Annotated in this window: 22 protein-coding genes; 21 read left to right on the top strand and 1 reads right to left on the bottom strand. The window is 50.9% G+C overall.

What is annotated here, in order from left to right:
• Positions 1–311: 311 nt before the first annotated feature.
• From AB9R92_RS00255 to rsmI, 3 genes are read left to right on the top strand one after another with little or no spacing between them, the layout of a single operon-like run.
• Positions 312–1,052, top strand: coding sequence for a tRNA1(Val) (adenine(37)-N6)-methyltransferase (locus AB9R92_RS00255; RefSeq protein ID WP_370667592.1), 741 nt, complete (start codon positions 312–314; stop codon positions 1,050–1,052).
• On the top strand, positions 1,036–1,308 hold the full coding sequence (locus AB9R92_RS00250; RefSeq protein WP_370667591.1) for a GIY-YIG nuclease family protein: 273 nt from the start codon (positions 1,036–1,038) through the stop codon (positions 1,306–1,308). Before AB9R92_RS00255 ends, AB9R92_RS00250 begins: the two co-directional genes overlap by 17 nt.
• Complete coding sequence (gene rsmI, locus AB9R92_RS00245; RefSeq protein WP_370667590.1) at positions 1,305–2,177, top strand: 16S rRNA (cytidine(1402)-2'-O)-methyltransferase; 873 nt, start codon at positions 1,305–1,307, stop codon at positions 2,175–2,177. The genes AB9R92_RS00250 and rsmI overlap by 4 nt, the downstream gene beginning before the upstream one ends.
• Positions 2,178–2,222: 45 nt before the next feature.
• Here the strand turns inward: rsmI and AB9R92_RS00240 are convergent, their stop codons facing one another.
• Positions 2,223–2,501 (bottom strand): transition state genes transcriptional regulator AbrB, encoded by a 279-nt coding sequence (locus AB9R92_RS00240; RefSeq protein WP_058382238.1) that lies wholly within the window; start codon positions 2,499–2,501, stop codon positions 2,223–2,225.
• A gap of 309 nt (positions 2,502–2,810) precedes the next feature.
• Between AB9R92_RS00240 and metG the strand changes: the two genes are divergently transcribed.
• From metG to AB9R92_RS00150, 18 genes are all read left to right on the top strand, one after another.
• A complete protein-coding gene (metG, locus tag AB9R92_RS00235; RefSeq protein ID WP_370667589.1) occupies positions 2,811–4,778 on the top strand; it encodes a methionine--tRNA ligase in 1,968 nt (655 codons plus the stop codon).
• 193 nt (positions 4,779–4,971) lie between these two features.
• Positions 4,972–5,739, top strand: a complete 768-nt coding sequence (locus tag AB9R92_RS00230) for a TatD family hydrolase (protein WP_370667588.1) — start codon at positions 4,972–4,974, stop codon at positions 5,737–5,739.
• A gap of 86 nt (positions 5,740–5,825) precedes the next feature.
• The gene (locus AB9R92_RS00225; RefSeq protein WP_370667587.1) at positions 5,826–7,193 is read left to right on the top strand and encodes a ubiquitin-like domain-containing protein; all 1,368 of its coding nucleotides are present in this window, start codon (positions 5,826–5,828) and stop codon (positions 7,191–7,193) included.
• Positions 7,194–7,309: 116 nt separating this feature from the next.
• Positions 7,310–7,870, top strand: coding sequence for a ribonuclease M5 (gene rnmV, locus AB9R92_RS00220; protein ID WP_370667586.1), 561 nt, complete (start codon positions 7,310–7,312; stop codon positions 7,868–7,870).
• A complete protein-coding gene (gene rsmA, locus AB9R92_RS00215; protein WP_370667585.1) occupies positions 7,867–8,745 on the top strand; it encodes a 16S rRNA (adenine(1518)-N(6)/adenine(1519)-N(6))-dimethyltransferase RsmA in 879 nt (292 codons plus the stop codon). The genes rnmV and rsmA overlap by 4 nt, the downstream gene beginning before the upstream one ends.
• A gap of 161 nt (positions 8,746–8,906) precedes the next feature.
• Positions 8,907–9,170: a biofilm formation stimulator Veg gene (gene veg / locus AB9R92_RS00210; RefSeq protein ID WP_058382232.1), complete on the top strand. Its 264-nt coding sequence runs from the start codon at positions 8,907–8,909 to the stop codon at positions 9,168–9,170.
• Between the two features lie 140 nt (positions 9,171–9,310).
• The gene (gene ispE, locus AB9R92_RS00205) at positions 9,311–10,174 is read left to right on the top strand and encodes a 4-(cytidine 5'-diphospho)-2-C-methyl-D-erythritol kinase (protein ID WP_370667584.1); all 864 of its coding nucleotides are present in this window, start codon (positions 9,311–9,313) and stop codon (positions 10,172–10,174) included.
• Between the two features lie 57 nt (positions 10,175–10,231).
• Positions 10,232–11,056, top strand: a complete 825-nt coding sequence (purR, locus tag AB9R92_RS00200) for a pur operon repressor (RefSeq protein WP_370667583.1) — start codon at positions 10,232–10,234, stop codon at positions 11,054–11,056.
• Between the two features lies 1 nt (position 11,057).
• Complete coding sequence (locus tag AB9R92_RS00195; RefSeq protein ID WP_370667582.1) at positions 11,058–11,435, top strand: RidA family protein; 378 nt, start codon at positions 11,058–11,060, stop codon at positions 11,433–11,435.
• Positions 11,436–11,583: 148 nt separating this feature from the next.
• Complete coding sequence (spoVG, locus tag AB9R92_RS00190) at positions 11,584–11,868, top strand: septation regulator SpoVG (RefSeq protein WP_370667581.1); 285 nt, start codon at positions 11,584–11,586, stop codon at positions 11,866–11,868.
• Between the two features lie 303 nt (positions 11,869–12,171).
• The gene (gene glmU / locus AB9R92_RS00185; RefSeq protein ID WP_370667580.1) at positions 12,172–13,542 is read left to right on the top strand and encodes a bifunctional UDP-N-acetylglucosamine diphosphorylase/glucosamine-1-phosphate N-acetyltransferase GlmU; all 1,371 of its coding nucleotides are present in this window, start codon (positions 12,172–12,174) and stop codon (positions 13,540–13,542) included.
• A gap of 17 nt (positions 13,543–13,559) precedes the next feature.
• Positions 13,560–14,522 (top strand): ribose-phosphate diphosphokinase, encoded by a 963-nt coding sequence (locus AB9R92_RS00180; protein ID WP_058382226.1) that lies wholly within the window; start codon positions 13,560–13,562, stop codon positions 14,520–14,522.
• 96 nt (positions 14,523–14,618) lie between these two features.
• The gene (locus tag AB9R92_RS00175; protein ID WP_370667579.1) at positions 14,619–15,272 is read left to right on the top strand and encodes a 50S ribosomal protein L25/general stress protein Ctc; all 654 of its coding nucleotides are present in this window, start codon (positions 14,619–14,621) and stop codon (positions 15,270–15,272) included.
• A gap of 108 nt (positions 15,273–15,380) precedes the next feature.
• Complete coding sequence (pth, locus tag AB9R92_RS00170) at positions 15,381–15,941, top strand: aminoacyl-tRNA hydrolase (RefSeq protein WP_370667578.1); 561 nt, start codon at positions 15,381–15,383, stop codon at positions 15,939–15,941.
• A gap of 109 nt (positions 15,942–16,050) precedes the next feature.
• Positions 16,051–19,584, top strand: coding sequence for a transcription-repair coupling factor (mfd, locus tag AB9R92_RS00165; protein WP_370667577.1), 3,534 nt, complete (start codon positions 16,051–16,053; stop codon positions 19,582–19,584).
• A gap of 16 nt (positions 19,585–19,600) precedes the next feature.
• The gene (locus tag AB9R92_RS00160; protein WP_370667576.1) at positions 19,601–21,181 is read left to right on the top strand and encodes a putative polysaccharide biosynthesis protein; all 1,581 of its coding nucleotides are present in this window, start codon (positions 19,601–19,603) and stop codon (positions 21,179–21,181) included.
• Between the two features lie 3 nt (positions 21,182–21,184).
• The gene (yabN, locus tag AB9R92_RS00155) at positions 21,185–22,663 is read left to right on the top strand and encodes a bifunctional methyltransferase/pyrophosphohydrolase YabN (RefSeq protein WP_370667575.1); all 1,479 of its coding nucleotides are present in this window, start codon (positions 21,185–21,187) and stop codon (positions 22,661–22,663) included.
• A complete protein-coding gene (locus tag AB9R92_RS00150) occupies positions 22,650–22,940 on the top strand; it encodes an RNA-binding S4 domain-containing protein (RefSeq protein WP_058382220.1) in 291 nt (96 codons plus the stop codon). The genes yabN and AB9R92_RS00150 overlap by 14 nt, the downstream gene beginning before the upstream one ends.
• The last annotated feature ends 115 nt before the right edge of the window (positions 22,941–23,055 follow it).

Here is a 23,055-nt window from a genome sequence, read left to right as displayed (position 1 = left end):
TTCCCGAAGCGGCGCTTTTTGCCGCATAGGGTGAACGGCTTATGACCCGAGGAGCTAGGCGTTCGAGTTAGACATGAAGAAAAGCGAGGGCGCCTGTTCAGCTCCGACAGGCATAAGACGGGTACCCGAAGCGGCGCTCTTTGCCGCATAGGGTAAACGGCTTATGACCCGAGGAGCTAGGCGTTCGAGTTAGACATGAAGAAAAGCGAGGGCGCCCATACTGGCAAGACAAGCACAACATAGAAATAGAACCAACAGGCTTCCGACACTCCGTGTGGCGGCAGCCTTTTATTATGGCAGGAGTGAACGATATGTTAACAGATGACGAACGCTTGGATTATTTGCTGGCGGAAAACTTGCGCATCATCCAGAGCCCTTCGGTGTTTTCTTTTTCTTTGGACGCAGTGCTGTTGGCGCGTTTTGCCTATGTGCCGAAAAAGCGCGGACGGATTGTCGATTTGTGCACGGGCAACGGGGCAATTCCATTATTTTTGAGCGCCCGCACCGAATCGACGATCACAGGTGTCGAATTGCAGCCCCGCCTGGCGGGAATGGCGCGCCGCAGCATCGAATTCAACGGCCTCGAAGAACAAATCGATATCATCGAAGGCGATGTGAAGGAAATCCCGGCGCAACTCGGCTACGAGAAATTCGATACGGTGACTTGCAATCCACCGTATTTCCCTGCGCATGACATGAGCGATAAAAACTTAAGCGAGCATATGGCGATTGCGCGCCACGAATTGCATTTGACCTTGGATGAAGCGGTACGGTCTGCGAGCCAGCTGTTGAAGCAAGGCGGCAAGGCGGCGTTTGTCCACCGTGCGGGCCGCTTGATCGACATCATGGCAGCGATGCGGGCCAACCGTCTGGAGCCAAAACGCATCCGGCTCGTCTACCCGAAAGCGGGCAAAGACGCGAATACCTTATTGATCGAAGGCATCAAGGACGGCAAGCCGGATCTGAAAGTATTGCCGCCGTTGATCGTTTACGGGGAAGACGGCGAATACACGGAAGAAGTGCGGGGCTTGTTGTATGGAACCGAACAATGAGCATTATTTCTACGTGCTTGAATGCGGGGACGGGTCGTATTATGCGGGATACACGAATGCTTTAGAGAAGCGCTTAGCGAAGCATGAAAGCGGAAAAGGCGCGAAATATACGCGCTCCCGTGGGCCCCTCACGCTCATTTACCACGAGTCATTCAAAACGAAGCCGGAAGCGATGAAAGCGGAATACGCCTTTAAACAATTGAGCAAGGCGGAAAAAATCGCCTATATTCGGGATGGAAAGGCGGAATGGACATGAAATCACAGAAAAGTTTCAGCGGCGGCCAAACGACGCTTTATTTAGTGGCGACGCCGATCGGTAATTTGGAAGACATGACGGTGCGCGCGCTGCGGCTGTTAAAAGAAGTGGATGTCATCGCGGCGGAAGATACGCGCAACACCAAGAAGCTTTGCAATTATTTTTCCATCGACACGCCGTTAGTCAGCTATCATGAACACAACCAGGAAAGCGGGGGAGAGAAAATCCTCCGCTATTTGGCGGAAGGCAAATCGGTGGCACTGGTTAGCGATGCCGGCATGCCGTGCATTTCCGACCCCGGGGAAGACATTGTGAAAAAAGCGGTCGATGCGGGTTACCCGGTCGTCCCGGTACCGGGTGCGAATGCGGCACTCAGCGCATTGATCGCTTCTGGCATCACGCCGCAGCCGTTTCTGTTTTACGGGTTTCTATCGCGCAATAAGAAAGCGCGCGTGATGGAGCTTGAAAAACTGAGCCAGAAAGAAGAAACACTGCTGTTTTATGAAGCACCACATCGTCTGAAAGACAGTTTGAAAAGCCTGCTGACGGTGTTTGGTGGCGACAGGCGGATTGTATTGGCCAGGGAAGTGACCAAAAAATTCGAGGAGTTTCTGCGCGGAAGCTTGGAAGAAGCGGTCGCTTGGGCGGAGTCGAACGAAATCCGCGGCGAATTCTGTTTAGTGGTTGAAGGTAATTTGGAGCCTGATGTGCTGGAAGTGGATGAGTGGTGGAAAGAACTGACATACGCACAGCATGTCACTCAGTTAATGGAACAAAAACAAATTTCTTCGAAAGAAGCGATCAAGGAAGCAGCGAAAGCGCGCGGCCTTCCGAAGCGGGATGTATACGAAGCATTCCATAAAGACTGAATCGAGCCCATAAAAAAAGCCGGTGTGCATAGGCACGCCGGTTTTTTATTTCTTCAAATTGCTTTGGATTTCTTTAACAAGCTGCTCCGCGCCTTCTGGGCTGAGGATCAATTTGCCGCCAACCAATTGCATGTTCTCATCGGAAACTTCACCAGTTACCGCACATGTCATATTTGGCATATACTTTTTCAAGATAATTTTGTCGTCGTCGACATAAATCTCCAACGCGTCTTTCTCTGCAATTCCAAGCGTACGGCGCAATTCAATCGGAATAACTACGCGGCCCAATTCGTCTACTTTACGAACAATACCAGTCGATTTCATAATCATTAGCCCCTTTCAATTTTAGCGGTAGAATTCGTCAAAATTCGACATTTACCACTTCTTGTCATAAATCATACCAAGTAATGTCAATTTGGTCAATAAAAAACTATGTATTTCATAATAAATTTTGGGTTTTTGAGGCAAATACCCATTTTTTCGTTATTTTTTTGCCATTTATTTTCCTGTCACCCTATTTTGGGAAGAAGCTCCAATTTTGGGACTCAACTTTTTCTTGCGGGAGCAAACATTGTACAAAATTCGCGACTTCGTTAAAATAAAGGATATACAAAAAAACTGGAGGAATTTTTCGTGACTGCCAAGAACAAGACATTTTACCTGACGACTCCCATTTACTATCCGAGCGGAAAATTCCATATCGGAACGGCTTACACGACTGTTGCATCCGATGCGATGGCACGTTATAAACGCCTGCGCGGCTTCGATGTCCGTTTTTTGACGGGCATGGACGAGCATGGCCAAAAAATTGAAGAAAAAGCCCGCGAAGCCGGCAAAGAACCGCAAGCCTTTGTTGATGAGATGGCCGAGGCGGCGAAAAAAGTATGGGAAGTCATGGACATCAGTTATGACGACTTTATCCGTACGACAGAAGCCCGTCACAAGGAAGGGGTGGAGAAAATTTTCCAAACCTTCCTCGACAATGGCGATATCTACAAAGGGGAATACGAAGGCTGGTATTGTACGCCTTGTGAATCCTTCTTCACGGAATCGCAGCTCGAAGACGGCAATTGCCCGGATTGCGGACGCCCGGTGCACAAAGTGAAAGAAGAATCGTATTTCTTCAATATGAAAAAGTACGCAGACCGCTTGCTTGATTATTACGATAAGCATGTCGAGTTCATCGAGCCGGAATCGCGCAAAAATGAAATGGTCAATAATTTCATCAAGCCGGGCCTCGAAGACCTATCTGTTTCCCGGACTTCATTCGACTGGGGCATCCCGGTTCCTGGAGATCCGAAGCACGTCATTTATGTATGGGTCGACGCTTTGTCGAATTACATCACCTCACTCGGTTACGGCTCGAATGACGATTCCAACTTCAATAAATATTGGCCAGCGGATGTGCACGTGGTCGGAAAAGACATCGTGCGTTTCCACACGATCTATTGGCCGATCTTCCTCATGGCGCTTGATCTGCCATTGCCGAAGAAAGTCTTCGCACACGGCTTTATCATGATGAAAGACGGCAAAATGTCGAAATCAAAAGGCAATGTCGTCTATCCGGAAATGCTCGTGGAGCGCTACGGGTTGGATGCAGCGCGTTATTTCCTATTGCGCGAGCTGCCATTCGGATCTGATGGCGTGTTCTCGCCGGAATCCTTTGTCGAGCGCACCAATTACGACTTGGCGAACGACCTCGGGAATTTATTGAACCGGACCGTTTCGATGATCAATAAATACTTTGACGGGGAAGTGCCGCAAGTCGACGGCTTCAAGACCGACTTCGACGAGACTTTGCAGACGATCGCGAAAAATACAGTGGCTGTTTACGAAGAGCATATGGAAAAAATGCAGTTCAGCCTCGTGTTGAGCGAAGTGTGGACATTGATTTCCCGCACGAATAAATACATCGATGAAACGCAGCCGTGGGTCTTGGCTAAAGAGGACGGCGACCGTACACAGCTCGCGTCGGTCATGGCGCATCTCGCGGAAAGCTTGCGCATGACGGCCGTTATGCTGCAGCCGTTCTTGCCGAATGCACCGAAGCAGATCATCGAACAGCTCGGCCTTGCGCCGGAATTCCTCGAATGGCAGACATTAGAGACATTCGGCGCGATTCCTGCAGGTACGACCGTCGTGAAAAAAGGCACGCCGATTTTTCCGCGTCTTGAAGTGGAACCGGAAGTGGCCTATATCCGCGACCAAATGCGCGGAGGGGCAGCGCCAAAAGAAGAACAAGCACCAGTAGAAACCGTACCGGAAAAGCCGGATACTCCTGAAATAACGATCGATGATTTCATGAAAGTGGACTTGCGGGTGGCGACGGTTACGGCATGCGAGCCGGTGAAGAAAACGGATAAGCTATTGAAGCTTCAAGTGGACATGGGCTATGAAACACGCCAAGTCGTCTCCGGCATTGCTGAGCATTACAAGCCGGATGAACTCATCGGCAAAAAAGTCATCATTGTCGCCAACTTGAAACCGGTCAAGCTGCGCGGTGAATTATCGCAAGGCATGATTCTTGCCGGGCAGCAAAATGGCTACCTGACCATCGCTTCCGTAGACCAAAAGTTACCGAACGGTACACAAGTTAAGTAAATATTCATGTGACAGCCTGCTCAGTTGAGCAGGCTGTTTTTTTGCGTTTCGTGACTTAATGACTAGAAAAACAGCTAGAAATAACGAAATGACTTCAAAACATCATGTTTTGTAATCCAAATGTAATGTGGCTGTGAAGAAAGAAATGGCTCCAACCCGTACAATGTAATCTATGTGAAGGAGACTGATGAAGATGTATATCGATACCCATGTTCATTTAAACGCCGATCAATACGATGAAGATTTACAAGAAGTCATTGATCGCGCGCTAAACAGCAAGGTGGAGAAAATGGTCGTCATCGGTTTTGACCGGAAAACGATCAAACGAGCCATTGAATTGGCTGAAAGCTACGACTTTATCTATGCGGTCGTCGGCTGGCATCCTGTCGATGCGATCGATTGCACGGATGAAGATCTCGAATGGATCGAACAATTGGCCGCGCATGAAAAAGTGGTCGGCATCGGCGAAACGGGCCTCGATTACCATTGGGACAAATCACCGAGAGATATCCAACAACAAGTATTCCGCAAGCAGATCCAACTCGCTAAACGGGTCGGTTTGCCGATAATCATCCATAACCGGGAAGCGACAGAAGACGTGCTGACGATATTGCGCGAAGAAAATGCACAGGAAGTCGGAGGCGTCATGCATTGCTTCGGAGGCAGCGTCGAAACGGCGCAAGAGAGCATCAAGATGAATTTCATGATCTCACTCGGCGGGCCGGTAACATTCAAAAACGCCAAAAAGCCGAAAGAAGTGGCCGCTGAAATTCCACTGGAGCATTTGATGATCGAAACCGATGCCCCTTATCTCGCGCCGCATCCTTACCGCGGCAAGCGCAATGAACCTTCGTACGTGCCGCTGGTGGCCGAAGAGATCGCCCGCTTGAAAGAGCTGCCGGTCGAAACAGTAGCGGAAGCAACGACAAAAAACGCGGAACGTTTCTATAAATTTTCATAAATGCTGGTTAATTGAAAAAACATATGCGTTGACACGGAAGTGGGGCGCGCCTATAATCACTCAGGTGTACAAAGGAGGAGTTATTTTTGACAAAAGAAGCAAATAATACCAATACCAATAAATCATTTAACGGTAAATCGGTGGCTGTCAGCATTGCGACGGTTCTCTTGTTCGCAGCTGTGTTAACTTTTGCAATTTTTGAAGGCACGAAAAATACGGTGGCGATTACAGCGAACGGGGAAACAGAAGAGATCCGTACGCACGCTGAAACAGTTGGCGACGTATTGGACGAGCAAGCGATTGAAGTCGGGAAAGACGATTTCCTCAGCCATTCAGCCGATACGAAGATCGAAGGCGACGCTGCCATCGAATGGGACGAAGCGGAACAATACGCAGTAACGGTTGACGGCGAGACCCGTTCAGCATGGACGACGGAAAACACGGTCTCCGCTATTCTGGAAAAAGCGGAAATCGAAGTGACAAAGCATGACAAAGTAAGCCCTGCACTCGATGAAACCGTTGATGAAGATACAGTGATCGATGTAGAAAAAGCATATGAAGTAACCATCGTGGATGGCGGAAAAGACAAAAAAGTCTGGTCCACTTCGACTACGGTCGCTGACTTTTTAAAACAGCATAGTGTTGAATTAAGCAAACTTGACCGCGTAGAGCAGGATATGGACGCACTTGTTCTTCCAAACTCCAAAGTCGAGGTCGTGCGTGTAGAAAAAGTCACCGATGTAGTGGAAGACGCTGTGAACTATGCAGTGGAAACGAGAAAAGATTCTTCCCTGTTGAAAGGCAGCGAAAAGCTGGTTCAAAAAGGGCAGAATGGATTGGTTAAGAAAACGTACGAAGTCGTGAAAGAAAACGGCAAAGAAGTAAAACGTGAACTGAAAAAAGAAAAAGTCGTCAAAGAACCGAAACAGCAGATTTTGGCTGTCGGCACGAAAACCGTCGTAGCGAGCGTTTCACGCGGCACAGCGAAAAAAGAAACAGCTGCCCCTAAACAGGCATCAGTGAAAAAAGAAGCCGCGCCAGTGAAAAAAGCTTCGGCGAAAGCCGAGAAAGCTGCAGCTCCAAAAGCGGTAGCAAAAGCTCCTGAAAAAGCGAAGGCTGCACCACAGCCAGCGAAAAAAGAAGCCGCTTCTGAGCCTACGGGCGGCAAGGAATTCTATGTCTCTGCAACAGCGTACACAGCTAGCTGCACAGGCTGCTCCGGCATCACGGCAACGGGCATCAACTTGAAAGCGAACCCGGGCCTTAAAGTGATCGCAGTTGACCCAAGTGTCATTCCACTCGGTTCAAAAGTATGGGTAGAAGGCTACGGCAATGCTATCGCAGGCGATACGGGCGGAGCGATCAAAGGCAACAAGATCGATTTGTTCATGCCGAACCGTTCCGATGCCATCGCATTCGGGCGCAAGCAAGTGAAAGTGAAAATCCTCAACTAATCGAATACGGTATTATTATAGAAGGAAAAGCTTTCCCGGAATGTCGGGAAAGCTTTTTACATGTTTGCCGAAAGCGCGATAAAATGAACGAGATCTGCAGAAACGAGGGATAGACCATGAATATACAAGAAGTGATCGTTGTTGAAGGTAAAGATGATACAGTGGCGATCAAGCGGGCTGTAGGCGCCGATACGATTGAAACGAACGGTTCCGCCATTTCGCACGAGACCTTGCGACGGATTATGCATGCCCAGGAGAAGCGGGGCGTCATCGTCTTCACGGATCCCGATTATCCGGGCAGGCGGATTCGTGCTATTATTGAAGAACACGTGCCGCAAGCCAAGCACGCGTTTTTGGCGAAAGAAAAGACCATCGCCAAAAACGGAAAAGGGCTGGGCATTGAGCATGCCAGTGATGAAGACATCCGTCAGGCGTTAGAGGCGGTCTATACGCCGCAGGCAGCAGAGCGGCCGGTGGAGATCACCTTAGAGGATTTGATTGACGCCCGGCTGATCGCCCATCCGTCAGCGAAAGCGCGCAGGACTGAGCTCGGGGAAGCGCTCAACATCGGCTATACGAATGGCAAGCAGCTGCATAAGCGCCTGCATGTGTTCGGCATTACCAAACAGCAGTTTATCGACGCAGTACAAGCGTTAACCCAGGAGGACAGAACATGACCAAAGATATAGCAACACCGATTCGTACGCAAGAGATCATGGCCAAACACGGCCTGACGTTCAAGAAAAGCCTTGGCCAGAACTTTTTGATCGACCCGAATATTTTACGCAAAATCGTCTCCCAGGCAGGCCTCACAAAAGACTCGGCGGCCATTGAAATCGGCCCAGGCATCGGCGCGTTAACCGAACATTTGGCAAGAGACGCAGGAAAAGTACTGGCGTTTGAAATCGACCAGCGGCTATTGCCGGTGCTCGCAGACACCTTGTCGCCTTATGATAATGTCAAAGTGATCCATTCCGATATTTTGAAAGCGGACGTTGAACAAGCGATACAACAAGAACTGGCCGGTTTTGACGACATCATGGTCGTCGCCAACTTGCCGTATTATGTGACCACACCGATCATCCTTAAATTATTGCTCGAGAAGCTGCCGATTCGCGGCATGGTCGTCATGCTGCAAAAAGAAGTAGCGGAGCGCATTACGGCGAAACCCGGCACGAAAGCATACGGCTCCTTGTCGATCGCCATTCAATATTACACGGAAGCCGATTACGCCATGACCGTGCCGAAGTCGGTATTCATGCCCCAGCCAAATGTCGACTCTGCGGTCATCCGCATGATCAAACGGCCGGAACCGATCGTCAAGGTCATCGACGAAGACTTTTTCTTCTCGGTGACACGCGGGTCATTTGTCCAACGCCGCAAGACGATTCTCAACAACTTGCAAAGCGCCATGCCGAACGGGAAAGCGAAAAAAGACTTCATTTTGCAGGCGCTCGACGAGGCGGGCATCGACCCGGCGCGCCGCGGTGAAACGCTCAGCATCAAGGAATTCGGGCTGTTGTCCGATAAATTATATCCGCATTTTCATTAAACCGCGAAACTGTAACAGTTTTGGCACAGTTTTTTTCGGAAGTAGAATATTTCGGATAAATAACTGTTGCAATTCCTGAAAAGCATTGGTAAAATTAAAAATTTATTTGACTCCGCGGTCATTTTATGCTAGACTTTAGACTATAGTGAGGTGTAGACAAAATGCCCAAAACTTTGGCGGAGATTAAAAAGTCATTAGACCTGCATTTAGGGAAAAGGTTGCTGTTAAAAGCAAACGGAGGTCGCAAGAAGACGGTAGAACGTGCCGGAATTCTGCGTGAAACCTATCACTCCGTGTTCGTGATTGAATTGGATCAAGATGAACATGCATTTGAACGTGTATCTTATAGCTACGCGGACATCTTAACTGAAGCGGTGGAAATCACTGTCTTTGAAGGAACAGAAGACGCACTTGTCGTTAAATAATTGAACTTTATTTCATACTTACTTTACAACCCGCTCCGGTGATTTCGCCGGAAGCGGGTTTTTTCTATTGCTCCGGTTCTTCGGAAGCTGTATGTCTGTGTTAAAATAGTTTTCATCAGAACAAAAAAGGAGGCAGTGGGATGCTCTATATAAAAGCGCCTGCCAAAATCAATTTGACGCTGGATGTCTTGTACAAGCGTCCGGATAATTACCACGAAATCGAAATGATCATGACCACCGTCGACTTGGCCGACCGGATCGGCCTGCAAGGGACAGCGAAAGGCATACATATCCAGTCGGCGGACCGTTTTGTGCCGAACGACTCGCGCAACTTGGCGTACCAGGCTGCGCAATTGATCAAAGATACATTCAATATCAAAACAGGCGTCATCATTTCGCTCGATAAACAGATTCCGGTAGCTGCGGGATTAGCCGGTGGCAGCAGCGACGCAGCAGCTACATTGAAAGGCCTCAACCAGCTATGGCAATTGAATTTGTCACTCGACGAGTTGGCGGAGCTCGGTGCGAAAATCGGCTCTGATGTGTCGTTTTGCGTGTACGGCGGCACGGCGCTTGCGACAGGGCGCGGCGAGGTCATCGAAGAGCTGCCGGCGCCTCCGCATTGCTGGGTCATTCTTGCCAAACCATCGCTCGGTGTCTCGACAGCGGATGTTTACGGGGCGTTCGATCCGGACAAAGCGGCTCATCCGGACACACAAGCGATGATTGCAGCACTCCGTGAAGGCGATTATGAATCGATGTGCGACAACCTCGGAAATGCGCTCGAGAGTGTAACGATGAACCTGCACCCAGAAGTCGGGCAGATCAAGGAGCACATGATTAAATTCGGCGCCGATGCGGTACTCATGAGCGGCAGTGGCCCGACTGTCTTTGGCTTGGTCAATCAGGAAGCGCGCATCCCGCGCATCTACAATGGCCTGCGCGGCTTCTGTTCCGAAGTGTATGCGGTACGCTTGCTCGGCGACCGGGAGCCCCTTGCTTAAATACGTATATTTATGGTAAGTTTTCATTAGAATATTCGTGTTTAGGAGAGGGTAGTAGTGAAATGGAAGCGCAGTGAACGCTTGGTCGACATGACGCATTATCTATTGGAACATCCGCATCAATTGATTCCGTTGACATATTTCTCGGAGCTGTATCAGTCAGCGAAGTCTTCGATCAGCGAAGACCTAGGCATCGTCAAGGAAACCTTTGAAGAAAAAGGCATCGGCCTATTGATGACGGTACCGGGGGCATCGGGTGGCGTCAAATATGTGCCGAAGATGAAGGACCCTGAGATTCGCCAAGTGATGGATGAACTGATTACCGAATTGAGCCAATCGGACCGGCTGTTGCCGGGCGGTTACTTATATATGACCGATGTGCTCGGCAACCCCCAAATGATGAACCGGGTCGGCAAAGTGTTCGCCAGTGCGTTTGCAGGCGAGAAAATCGATGCTATCATGACGGTCGCGACTAAAGGGATCCCGATTGCCCAGGCCATCGCGCGCCACTTGAATGTGCCAGTGGTCATCGTCCGGCGCGACAGCAAAGTGACAGAAGGTTCCACGGTCAGCATCAATTACGTCTCGGGTTCCACGCGGCGCATCCAGACGATGGTGCTGTCGAAACGCAGCATGAAGAGCGGCCAGCGCGTACTCATCACCGACGATTTCATGAAAGTCGGCGGCACGATGAATGGCATGAAGAACTTATTGGAAGAATTCGATTGCACATTAGCAGGCGTTGCGGTGCTCGTGGAAGCGGAGCACGTGGATGAACGTCTCGTGGAAAAATATCTTTCTCTTGTCAAATTGGACGAAGTCAGTGAAAAAGACCGGACGATCACATTGAGAGCCGGAAATTATTTTGAAGGGGCGGATTAACATGAAATACGTAGCGACAGACAAAGCAGCAGCGGCAATTGGGCCGTATTCCCAAGGCGTCATCTCGGGAGACATGTTCTATAGCTCGGGGCAGATTCCGTTGAAAGCAGACGGAGAACTCGTACAAGGTGGCATTGCAGAACAAACGCATCAAGTGTTCGCCAACCTTCAAGCTGTTTTAGGCGAAGCGGGATCGTCGCTTCAGCATGTCATCAAGACGACGGTCTTTATCAAAGACATGAACGATTTTGCGGAACTTAACTCTATCTACGCTTCTTATTTCGGAGATCATAAGCCGGCACGCTCCACAGTCGAAGTGGCACGCCTGCCAAAAGATGTGAAAGTGGAAATTGAAGTCATTGCGAAAGTTGCACAATAAAACCACCTTTTGGGTGGTTTTTATTTTTTTTTCATTTATTAAGTAAATTTTCTAATAAATTATGTAATTTTTGAAGGAATTTAGTCCTCTCCCCCGAATACAAATAAAAGCGCCAAAAAATTACAGCAAGAGAAGGGGAGATTTGAGAATGGAAGTAACTGATGTAAGATTGCGCCGCGTCCAGACTGACGGACGCATGCGGGCAATCGCTTCAATCACGCTCGACAATGAATTCGTGGTGCACGATATCCGTGTCATCGATGGCAATGATGGGTTGTTTGTCGCCATGCCGAGTAAGCGGACGCCGGATGGGGAGTTCCGCGATATTGCGCATCCAATCAATTCAGGCACTCGCAATAAATTGCAGGAAGCCGTGCTTGTTGCCTATGAACAAAGCGAAGAGCAGGCAATCCTCGAGAATGCCAGCATCTGATACGCCAAAGAACCTTCCACGTACTAGAGAAGGTTCTTTTTTTATCGGCAATTTTTAATACGCAAGAAGCCCATTTCTCATGCGCGTCACCAAGAAGCCAGAAAATGGGCGGGATTGCGCTCGCTTCAGGCTTTGTAATGGGATTGTCATGTCCTGTAACCTTGAAAATCAAGGGTTTTTCAGCTATAGTCAATAAGGAAACGTGAAAGTGGCATTTTTTTGCCTAGAACGGGTAGCGACTTTCGCCAGACAATCATTTTTCAGTTAATCAGTTTAAATACAAGAAACGGAGGGATTCAACCGATGGACAATACATATGCGGTAATTTTAGCGGCCGGTCAAGGCACACGCATGAAATCGAAATTGTATAAAGTACTCCACCCAGTGTGCGGCATGCCGATGGTAGAGCATGTAACAGGGAATATCCATCAGCTTGGCGTCGAGAAAATCGTCACGATCGTCGGGCATGGAGCGGAGAAAGTAAAAGACCAGCTGGGAGACATGAGCGAATATGCGCTTCAGGAAGAGCAGCTTGGCACAGCCCATGCCGTGCAGCAAGCAGCGCCGTTAATTGAAGGGAAAGCCGGAACGACAATCGTTGTATGCGGCGACACGCCTTTGATCCGTGCGGAAACGATGCAAGCATTGATTGATCATCATAAAGAAACTAGCGCTAAGGCGACCATCTTAACGGCCCTCGCAGAAGACCCGACCGGTTACGGCCGCATCATTCGGGATGCTTCTGAAAGTGTCGAAAAAATTGTCGAGCAAAAAGACGCATCGACTGAAGAACAAGCCGTGAGAGAAATCAATACGGGAACTTATTGCTTTGATAACGAAGCCTTGTTCGAAGCCTTGAAAAACGTCTCCAACGATAATGTACAAGGCGAATACTATTTGCCTGACGTTATTGAAATTCTGCAGAAACAAGGCGAAATCGTCGCGGCATACGCAACCGACAGCTTCGAAGAGACACTCGGCGTCAATGACCGCGTGGCGTTAAGCCAAGCGGAGACTTTCCTTCGCCGCCGCATCGCTGAACAGCATATGCGCGCTGGCGTGTCGATCATCGACCCGGCGACTGCCTACATCAGTGCACAGGCGAAAATTGGGGCCGATACGATCATTCATCCGAACGTCACCATCGAAGGCGACACGGTTATCGGGGAAGATTGCGTCATCACGTCGAATACGCGCATCGTCAACAGCAAAATCGGCGACCGCACCGAAATCCGCAGTTCCGAAGTGTATGACAGCACCATCGGAAACGATACGGCTGTCGGGCCATTCGCCCATATCCGCCCGCAATCCGCGCTCGGAAATGAAGTGAAGATCGGCAATTTCGTGGAAGTGAAAAAAGCCGAGCTCGGCACGGGCAGCAAAGTGTCCCATTTGAGCTATATCGGAGATGCGCTTGTCGGCAGCGGCGTCAATATCGGCTGCGGCACGATTACGGTCAATTACGATGGCAAGAACAAGCACCTCACGACTATTGAAGATGATTCGTTCATCGGCTGCAACTCGAATTTGATCGCACCGGTTACGATCGGCAAAGGTTCTTATGTCGCGGCAGGCTCGACCATCTCGAAAGACGTGCCGGGAGATGCCTTGGCGATCGGCCGGGCGCGCCAGGAAAATAAAGAAGGCTACGCAAGCAAACTAAACCGTAAATAATAGGAGGGTTCCCCCCAATGGGCATTCAAAATACTAACTCGAAGTTGAAAATCTTTTCGTTGAACTCGAACAAAGAGCTGGCTGAGCAAATTGCTGAGCAAGTGGGCTTGCCGCTTGGCAAAAGCTCGGTAACACATTTTAGCGACGGGGAAATCCAGATTAACATCGAAGAAAGCATCCGTGGCTGCGATGTGTTCATCGTTCAATCGACTTCACAGCCCGTTAACGAAAACTTGATGGAGCTATTGATCATGATCGACGCCGTCAAGCGCGCATCTGCGCGTACCGTAAACGTAGTCATCCCATACTACGGCTATGCACGCCAGGACCGCAAAGCGCGTTCACGCGAGCCGATCACGGCAAAACTTGTCGCCAACCTGCTCGAGACAGCCGGCGCAACGCGTGTTGTCGTGTTGGACCTTCATGCTCCGCAAATCCAAGGGTTCTTTGATATTTTGATTGACCATCTGGTAGCAGTGCCACTCCTATCCGATCATTTCCTGAACGATCCGAACATCGATCTCGAAAACGCGATCATCGTGTCGCCTGACCACGGCGGCGTAACGCGTGCCCGCAAAATGGCTGACCGCCTGAAAGCGCCGATTGCCATCATCGATAAGCGCCGCCCGCGCCCGAACGTTGCCGAAGTCATGAACATCGTCGGAAACGTCGAAGGCAAAACAGCGATCATCATCGACGATATCATCGACACGGCCGGCACCATTTCGATTGCGGCGAGCGCATTGATCGAAAGCGGTGCGAAAGAAGTCTATGCTTGCTGTACGCACCCTGTCTTGTCGGGACCGGCCGTCCAGCGCATCCAGGATTCCGTCATCAAGGAATTGGTCGTGACCAACTCGATCGCTCTTGCAGATGAAAAGAAAATCGACAAGATCAAGCAGTTGACGGTCGCACCGCTTCTTGCCGAAACCATCATCCGCGTACACGAACAGAAATCGGTCAGCACTTTATTTGATTGATGGCGCTGGCGCATGCCAGAGTCTTCCAGGTTTCAGCTTTATATCAACAGGGTAGTTATAAACTATGCTTTTAATATAACTGGAGGTTGAAATTATATGGCTATCAAAATGACAGCAGCGAAACGTGAAACAGGAAAGCCGCATTCGGCATTGACCGATTTGCGCGGCGAAGGCAATGTGCCTGGCGTCGTATACGGCTACAAAATGGAGACGACACCGATTACAGTGTCTGAGATCGACTTAATCAAAACTTTGCGTGAATCTGGACGCAACGGCGTCATCAGCTTGGAAATTGGCGGCAAAAGCACAAACGTCGTCTTGAGCGATTACCAAATGGATTCATTGAAAGGCAGCTTCAAGCACGTCGACTTCTTGGCAATCAATATGTCTGAAGAAATCGATGTCGATGCAACTGTTCACTTGATCGGCGACTCACCAGGCGAAAAAGAAGGCGGCGTTGTCACGCAGCCAAACCGAGAAGTACACATTCGTGTCAAACCGAGCGATATTCCGGATTCGGTTGATGTCGACGTCAGCGAGCTCGCAATCGGCGACTCGTTATCGGTCAGCGATATCCGCGACAAGTTCAGCTTTGAAATCTTGAACGACGATGATTTCCTATTGGTCTCCGTTACGGCGCCACGCACTGAAGAAGAGCTGGAAGAGCTGGAAACGACAGACGAAGGCGAACAAGAGCCTGAAGTCATCGGCGACAACGAAGAAGAAGCTGCTGGCGAAGAAAAAGAATAATTCAAGAAACGTTCAAACAGGAACTGCCTCTGGGCAGTTCCTGTTTTTATTGCATAGTTGCGGGTTATGGTAAAATAAAAGGCAGTGAAGAACTAAAAGGAGTTTGCTATGAAAATGATTATCGGCCTGGGGAATCCAGGAAAAGCATATGAAGAAACCCGCCACAATATCGGCTTTCATGTAATCGACCGATTGGCGAGCGATTGGAACGCCCCGCTCACGCAGTCGAAGTTCAAGGGGATGTATTCCGTTGTCCATCGCCCGGAAGGCAAGGTGATGCTCGTCAAGCCCTTGACCTATATGAATTTATCCGGCGAATGCATCGGCCCCTTGATGGATTATTACAATGTCGAGATTGAAGACATTGTAGTCATCTACGACGATTTGGATTTGCCGGCAGGCCAGCTCCGCTTGCGCCAAAAAGGCAGTGCGGGGGGGCATAACGGCATCAAATCGCTCATCCAGCATCTCGGCACCCAGCAGTTCAACCGGATGCGCATCGGCATCAGCCGTCCGCCTGCAGGCATGAAAGTACCGGATTACGTACTTGCCCGGTTCCGCGACGACGAAAAGCCGCTGATGAAAGAAGCAATCGTAAAAAGTGCGGATGCGTGCAACTACTGGTTATCAAAACCATTTATTGAAGTCATGAATGAATACAACGGTTAATCGCTTTGGCGCATGGGTGCGTCCAAGGCTTTTTCCCGTTTCCCATCGTTTTTAAAAGGGTATTATAGCCATCAAACGGCTTTATTTCGGACAGGAAGGAGGAATCTTCGTGAAGCACATTTTGCAGACATTTTTAGGGGATCCCCACACTCAATCATTTATCAACGAACTGAAGAAAGGCCAGGACCATCAGTTGATTTCCGGCTTATCCGGAAGTGCGCGGCCGATTTTTTACCAGACGGTCCACGAAGAACTGGACAAGCCGCTGCTCGTCGTGACGCCGAATTTGCTGCATGCCCAACGTGTCTATGACGATTTGGTCAGGTTGATAGGAGAGCAGCGCGTGCGTTTGTATCCGGCAGAAGAAACGATCGCTGCCGATATTGCATTTTCAGGGCCGGAACTGCGTGCCCACCGCATCGATACGCTCGATCATATGAAATCGACCGGCAAAGGCATTTACGTCACGCCGGTTTCCGGCTTGCGCAAATTATTGCCGTCTCCTGCACAATGGGAGGGGGCGACTTTGCGCGTTGCGGACGGGGATGAACTCGATACCGGAGACTGGCTATTGAAGCTTGTTGCAATGGGCTATTCCCGCACGACGATGGTCACTTCACCGGGGGAATTTGCTTTGCGTGGCGGTATTCTTGATGTTTATCCGCTGCATTTTGAGCATCCGGTACGCATTGAACTATTCGATACGGAAGTCGATTCCATCCGCCTATTTTCGGCGGAAGACCAGCGCTCGCTCGAGAAAATCGAGTCGCTGTGCATTTTGCCGGCTGTTGAATTGGTGTTGTCGGCAGGACAGAAGCGTGTATTGGCAGACCGCATCGAGGACCAATTGACGGTAAGCTTGAAGAAGCTCAAGGATGACGATACGAAAGAGTTGATGCTGCAATACATTCAACACGACATTGACACGCTTCGAAGCGGTGATGAACCGGAGCAGCTCGCGAAATATGCCGCTTTGGTCGACTCGCAATCCGCTTTTCTGGGCGATTATTTCCCTGAAGAAGGGGTCGTGTTTTTCGATGAGCTCGGGCGCATCCAGGAAATGACCGAAACGCTGGAGCGCGAAGAAGCGGAATGGACGGTGTCGCTCCTTGAGGAAGGGAAGTTCCTCCACGGGGTGCCGCTCGCGTACCCGTTCCGGGAGGTATTGTCGAAACTCAAGCAGCCGGCCAATTTCCTGTCATTGTTTACGCGGACTTTCCCGCTTGTGACGATCAAGAAATCGCTCGCTTATTCCTGCAAGCCGATGCAATCGTTCCACGGGCAGATGAATTTATTGCAAGCGGAAATGGAACGCTGGACGCTTGGCAAGTTTCGCGTATTTGTAGTGGCAAGCGGCGAAGAACGGCTGCAAAAAGTGCGCGCCGTGCTGGAAGATTACGAAATGGAAGCGGAAATCATTACCGAAAAAACCATCGTGCAAGATGGAAAGACGTATCTTGTCGACGGCGAATTGTCCGGCGGCTTTGAAATGACGCTGCAGCGCATGGCCGTCATTACGGATGCGGAATTGTTCAAAAAGCAACCGAAGAAAAAGACCCGCGCACAGAAATTGACCAATGCCGAGCGCATCAAAAGCTATTCGGAGATCAAGCCGGGCGATTACATCGTCCATATCCACCACGGCATCGGCCGCTTTGTCGGCATTGAGACATTGGAAAGCGGCGGCGTCCACAAAGATTATCTCCACATCGTCTACAAAGGCGACGATAAATTGTTCGTGCCGGTCGACAAAATCGACCTCGTCCAGAAATACATCGCCTCGGAAGAAAAAGAGCCAAAGCTCCATAAGATGGGCGGCGTCGAATGGAAGAAGACGCGCACGAAAGTATCGGCGGCCGTACAGGATATCGCCGATGACTTGATTAAGCTGTATGCGGAACGCGAAGCACTCGAAGGCTTTACGTTCAGCGAAGACCAGGACATGCAGCGCCAATTCGAGACGGAATTCCCTTACGAGGAAACGCCTGACCAATTGCGCTCTATCGACGAAGTGAAAAAAGACATGGAGAGAAAACGCCCGATGGACCGCTTGATTTGCGGCGATGTCGGCTACGGCAAAACGGAAGTCGCCATCCGTGCGGCGTTCAAAGCGGTGCTCGACGGCAAGCAAGTGGCGTTCCTTGTGCCGACGACGATTCTCGCCCAGCAGCATTTCGAAACGATGAGCGAGCGTTTCAAGGATTACCCGATTGAAGTGGGCCTCATGAGCCGCTTCCGTTCGAAAAAGCAGCAAACCGAAACGGTCAAAGGCTTGAAGAACGGTTCGGTCGACGTCGTTGTCGGCACGCACCGCATCTTATCGAAAGATGTTGTGTACAAAGATCTCGGCTTGTTGATCATTGATGAAGAACAGCGTTTCGGCGTCACCCATAAAGAGAAAATCAAGCAGTTGAAATCGACGGTAGATGTGTTAACACTGACAGCCACACCGATTCCGCGGACCTTGCACATGTCGATGATCGGCGTGCGCGACCTGTCCGTCATCGAGACGCCGCCTGCCAACCGGTTCCCGGTGCAGAGCTATGTCATGGAACATAATGGCGGGCTCGTGCGCGAAGCGATCGAACGCGAGATGGCGCGCGGCGGACAAGTGTTTTATTTATACAACCGGGTGAGCGACATGACCCGCAAAGTGGACGAGATCCAGCAGCTCGTCCCGGAAGCGCGCGTCGGCTATGCCCATGGGCAGATGTCCGAGACTGAACTCGAGTCGATCATCCTCGGCTTCCTCGACGGCGAATACGATGTTCTCGTGACGACGACGATCATTGAGACCGGCATCGACATTCCGAACGTCAACACGCTCATCGTCTATGACGCCGACCGCATGGGCTTGTCGCAGCTGTACCAATTGCGCGGGCGCGTCGGGCGCTCGAGCCGTGTGGCATACGCCTATTTCATGTACCAGCGCGATAAAGTGCTGACGGACGTCGCAGAAAAACGTTTGATGGCAATCAAGGAATTCACCGAACTCGGCTCAGGGTTCAAGATTGCGATGCGCGATTTGTCGATTCGCGGGGCGGGCAATTTGCTCGGTTCCCAGCAGCACGGCTTTATCGATTCGGTCGGCTTCGACTTGTATTCGCAAATGCTCGAAGAAGCGATTGAAGAACGCCGCACCGGCATGAAGAAAGAGGTCTTGCCGGAAGTGGAAATTTCACTCGCGGAAGACGCCTATATCCCGGACAGCTATATTGCCGACGGCTACCAGAAGATCCAAATGTACAAGCGCGTCAAAAACATGGAAACGGCCGAAGAAATGATCGATTTGCAGGATGAATTGATTGACCGCTTCGGTGATTTGCCGATCGAAGCCGAGCAATTGCTGCGCATCGCCCGCATGAAAGTCTGGGCGCGCGCGGCCGGCGTCGAATCGATCAAGCAGCAAGGCGACCGTGTCACCATCAAATTGAGCGATGCCGGAACCGAAGCGATCGACGGCGGAAAAGTCGTCGAAGCCTCCGGTAGCTATGGCCGCGCAGTAGGTTTCACAATGAACGGCCAGGCGCTCGTATTGAATATCGACGGCAAAAAGACCGGCAAGCACCATCCGTTTGATGTGCTGGAAGGCATGATGGAGATTCTAGCTGATTCTGTCAGAGAAGAGGCATCTGTCGGGTGATGCGGGGGGCAAATAGATGACGGCGCAGAATTCGATGGCCAGTTTCTTAAAAGGCGCCGTGTTGCTTACGCTCGCAGGGTTTTTCGTCAAACTGCTGAGTGCCGTTTACCGGGTGCCGTTTCAGAATTTGGTCGGCGACGAGGGCTTTTATATTTACCAGCAAGTGTATCCATTCGTTGCGATTTTCGGCATTTGGACGTCCTATGGTTTCGCGGTTGCCGTATCAAAATTATTGGCGGAGCATCAGGACATAGAGCACGCAGGCATTTTACGCGTTGCGTTCTGGCTGATCGCCATCATTTCGGCTTCTGCGTTCGCCGTACTTTACTTGGGTGCTGGTGTACTTGCCGGCTGGATGGGTGATCCGGCGCTTTCCGGATTGCTCCGGGCGGGTGCGTTCGCGGTCGTCTTCATGGCGCCGCTTGCCATCCTAAAAGGCCGGCTTCAGGCAACGGGCAATATGGCGCCGGTCGCCACGGCGCAAGTTTTAGAGCAGGCAGTGCGCGTCGCGGTCATTCTGATCGGCGCATTTGCTGCCATCAGCTCCGGTTTGTCGCTTTATGCGGCAGGGCAAGTGGCGATCGCAGCGGCAGGTGCCGGTGCATTGGCAGCGGTCCTGTTACTGTGGCGCTCGTACGATAGCAATAAAAAACGCCCTGCGGCTTCTTTCGGCCACGGAACAGCGAAGAAACTGCTGTTTACGAGCCTCAGCGTCAGCATGAGTTCACTCTTATTGGTGCTGTTTCAGCTGGTCGATTCGTTTACTGTCTACCGCCTGTTACAACAGCAGATCGGGGAACAGGCGGCTATGGAACAAAAAGGCATCTATGACCGCGCGCAGCCGCTCGTGCAATTCGGCATTTTGCTGGCGACTTCTTTGACGCTGTCGCTCGTGCCGCTCATTGCCCGCACGATGTACCAAAAAAGCGGCCGTAGCCCGGAACTGTATGCGAGCCTCGCATTTCGTGTTTCTGTCTTATTTGCGGTCGCGGCGTCCGCCGGTTTGACGCTGGTCATGCCTTATGTGAATGAAGCGTTGTTCAAGACACCGGACGGCTCGTTTGCGCTCATCGTTTTTAATTGGCAAATCGTATCGATGTCGCTTGTGCTCGTGTTGACGGCGATGCTATACGGCTTCGGGAAAATCCGCGTGCCGGCGCTATTATTGTTTATCGGCTTGATTTTGAAACTGGCAGGCAATTTATGGCTGGTGCCGGGGTACGGCATCACCGGTGCGGCGCTTGCCGGCAACATCGGCTTGGCATTCATTGCAGTTGCGCTCATCTGGTATTTTAAAACGGCATGGGCCATGCAATTTGCGCGCGTTCGGTTTTATGGCTGGCTCATCGTGGCGTCAACCGCCATGGCTATTGTCGTGTATGGATACGAAGCTTACGTTGTGCCGCTAATGCCAGGGGAAGGCCGCCTTGAAGCGGTATTCATTACGCTGACGGCGGTCCCGCTCGGTGCTGCGGTGTTTTTATTGGTGGTGGCGAAATCACGGATCATCACCGAAAGGGAATGGTACATCGTTCCGTTCGGCCGCCGCCTGGCTGCGCTGCAGCTGGCGCTCAATCCACGAAAGAAAAGGAGTTAGATGATGCATACCATTCACATACTCGGCCTTGGCGCCGGAGATCTTCTGCAATTGCCGCTCGGCATATACCGCACATTGAAAGAGGCGGACCCGCTTTATTTGCGGACTGCGGACCATCCGGTCGTGGCAGAGCTCGAAACAGAAGGCTTACGTTACGAGAGTTTTGATGCAATTTACGAAAAACACGATGATTTTGCACCAGTGTATCGGGAAATTGCCGAAACGCTTATCGCACATGCGGAGAATGGTCCGATTTATTACGCGGTCCCGGGACACCCGCTCGTCGCGGAGCAGACGGTGCAGTTTTTGATTGAAGCAGAACAGCAAGGGCGCTGCGAACTGTCGATTGCCGGGGGACAAAGCTTTCTCGACGCCATATTCGGCGCATTGCGCATCGACCCGATCGAAGGCTTCCAGCTGGTGGATGGCACAGGCCTCAACAGCGACCGGTTGAATATGACCGAACACATTTTAATCGCGCAAGTGTATGACCAGTTCAGCGCATCCGAAGTGAAGCTATCGCTGATGGAGAAATACCCGGATGATTATCCGGTAACAATCGTCACAGCCGCCGGTGCCGCTTCTGAGCGCCTGCGCACGGTGCCGCTCCACGAACTCGACCGTTCGGCAGAGATCGACAATTTGACGACCGTCTACGTCCCTCCTGCAACGGAACAGACGCAGCGTTTGAAAGAATGGCAGACGTTCCGTGACATCATTGCAAAACTTCGCAGTCCTGAAGGCTGCCCGTGGGACCGCGAGCAGACGCATGAATCCTTGCGCCCGTATTTGCTTGAAGAAGCACACGAACTATTGCAGGCGATTGAAGAGGAAGACGACGAAGCGATTGCTGAAGAGTTGGGCGACGTGTTGTTGCAAGTGTTCCTGCACGCGCAAATCGGACAGGACAACGGCTATTTCCAACTCGAAGATGTGTTGCAAGCGATCAGCGATAAAATGATCCGCCGCCATCCGCATGTCTTCAGCGATGTGGAAGTGGCGTCTGCAGATGAAGTGGTCGATAATTGGCAAGCGATCAAACGCCAGGAAAAACCGGCAGGAGAATCGCTGCTTGATGGCCAGGAACGTTATAGTTCTTCGCTAATGACTTCGTATAATTTCCAGAAAAAGGCAGCGAAAGCAGGTTTTACGTGGAAAGACGCGGACGGTGCGTGGTCGAAGTTCGAAGAGGAATTGCAGGAGTTCAAAGATGAAGTGGCGAAAGGTTCCAAAGACCAGCAGCTTGATGAATTCGGCGACTTGTTGTTCACGCTTGTCAACATCGCGCGCTTTTACGGTTTGTCGCCGGAGCAGGCGATGGTCCAGGCGAACCGCAAATTCCACACGCGCTTTTCGCACGTCGAGCGGCGCGCGCAAGAAGGCGGCCGCACATTTTCAGATTACACATTAGACCAGCTCGATGGCTTCTGGAACGAAGCGAAGGCTGGGCACGGAGAGGGCGAAGACCATGAGACTCGATAAATTCCTGAAAGTATCCCGTTTGATCAAGCGCCGCACCTTGGCGAAAGAAGTAGCCGACCAGGGGCGCATTTTGGTCAATGGCAATAAAGCAAAAGCAAGCAGCGTCGTCAAAGAAGGCGACGAACTGCAGATCCGCTTCGGCCAGAAAGTGGTCACAGCACGCATCGACCAATTGCGCGAAAACGTCCGAAAAGAACAAACTGCGGAAATGTACACGATCTTGAACGAAGAAAAGCTTGATAAAGTGGACCCGAGCTTTGTGGACGATGAGGCATAAAGAATGAAAAAGAACCCAACCGGTTAGCGGTTGGGTTCTTTTTGTGCTGTGGGAACTTTTGGCGTGTAAGAGTTACGGGTAGAGATTGCGCTTCGGGCGGACGCTTGCCTAGGGG

Origin of the sequence: Planococcus sp. SSTMD024, assembly GCF_041320495.1 — a bacterium.
GTDB lineage: Bacteria > Bacillota > Bacilli > Bacillales_A > Planococcaceae > Planococcus.
This window is presented reverse-complemented; position numbering and strand designations above follow the sequence as displayed.

Bases quoted from the DNA above. Each gene is read 5' to 3' on its own strand.
- AB9R92_RS00255 (WP_370667592.1), top strand. From the start codon at position 312: ATGTTAACAGATGACGAACGCTTGGATTATTTGCTGGCGGAAAACTTG.
- AB9R92_RS00250 (WP_370667591.1), top strand. From the start codon at position 1,036: ATGGAACCGAACAATGAGCATTATTTCTACGTGCTTGAATGCGGGGAC.
- rsmI (WP_370667590.1), top strand. From the start codon at position 1,305: ATGAAATCACAGAAAAGTTTCAGCGGCGGCCAAACGACGCTTTATTTA.
- AB9R92_RS00240 (WP_058382238.1), bottom strand. From the start codon at position 2,501: ATGAAATCGACTGGTATTGTTCGTAAAGTAGACGAATTGGGCCGCGTA.
- AB9R92_RS00230 (WP_370667588.1), top strand. From the start codon at position 4,972: ATGTATATCGATACCCATGTTCATTTAAACGCCGATCAATACGATGAA.
- rnmV (WP_370667586.1), top strand. From the start codon at position 7,310: ATGAATATACAAGAAGTGATCGTTGTTGAAGGTAAAGATGATACAGTG.
- rsmA (WP_370667585.1), top strand. From the start codon at position 7,867: ATGACCAAAGATATAGCAACACCGATTCGTACGCAAGAGATCATGGCC.
- veg (WP_058382232.1), top strand. From the start codon at position 8,907: ATGCCCAAAACTTTGGCGGAGATTAAAAAGTCATTAGACCTGCATTTA.
- ispE (WP_370667584.1), top strand. From the start codon at position 9,311: ATGCTCTATATAAAAGCGCCTGCCAAAATCAATTTGACGCTGGATGTC.
- AB9R92_RS00195 (WP_370667582.1), top strand. From the start codon at position 11,058: ATGAAATACGTAGCGACAGACAAAGCAGCAGCGGCAATTGGGCCGTAT.
- spoVG (WP_370667581.1), top strand. From the start codon at position 11,584: ATGGAAGTAACTGATGTAAGATTGCGCCGCGTCCAGACTGACGGACGC.
- glmU (WP_370667580.1), top strand. From the start codon at position 12,172: ATGGACAATACATATGCGGTAATTTTAGCGGCCGGTCAAGGCACACGC.
- AB9R92_RS00180 (WP_058382226.1), top strand. From the start codon at position 13,560: ATGGGCATTCAAAATACTAACTCGAAGTTGAAAATCTTTTCGTTGAAC.
- AB9R92_RS00175 (WP_370667579.1), top strand. From the start codon at position 14,619: ATGGCTATCAAAATGACAGCAGCGAAACGTGAAACAGGAAAGCCGCAT.
- pth (WP_370667578.1), top strand. From the start codon at position 15,381: ATGAAAATGATTATCGGCCTGGGGAATCCAGGAAAAGCATATGAAGAA.
- AB9R92_RS00160 (WP_370667576.1), top strand. From the start codon at position 19,601: ATGACGGCGCAGAATTCGATGGCCAGTTTCTTAAAAGGCGCCGTGTTG.
- yabN (WP_370667575.1), top strand. From the start codon at position 21,185: ATGCATACCATTCACATACTCGGCCTTGGCGCCGGAGATCTTCTGCAA.
- AB9R92_RS00150 (WP_058382220.1), top strand. From the start codon at position 22,650: ATGAGACTCGATAAATTCCTGAAAGTATCCCGTTTGATCAAGCGCCGC.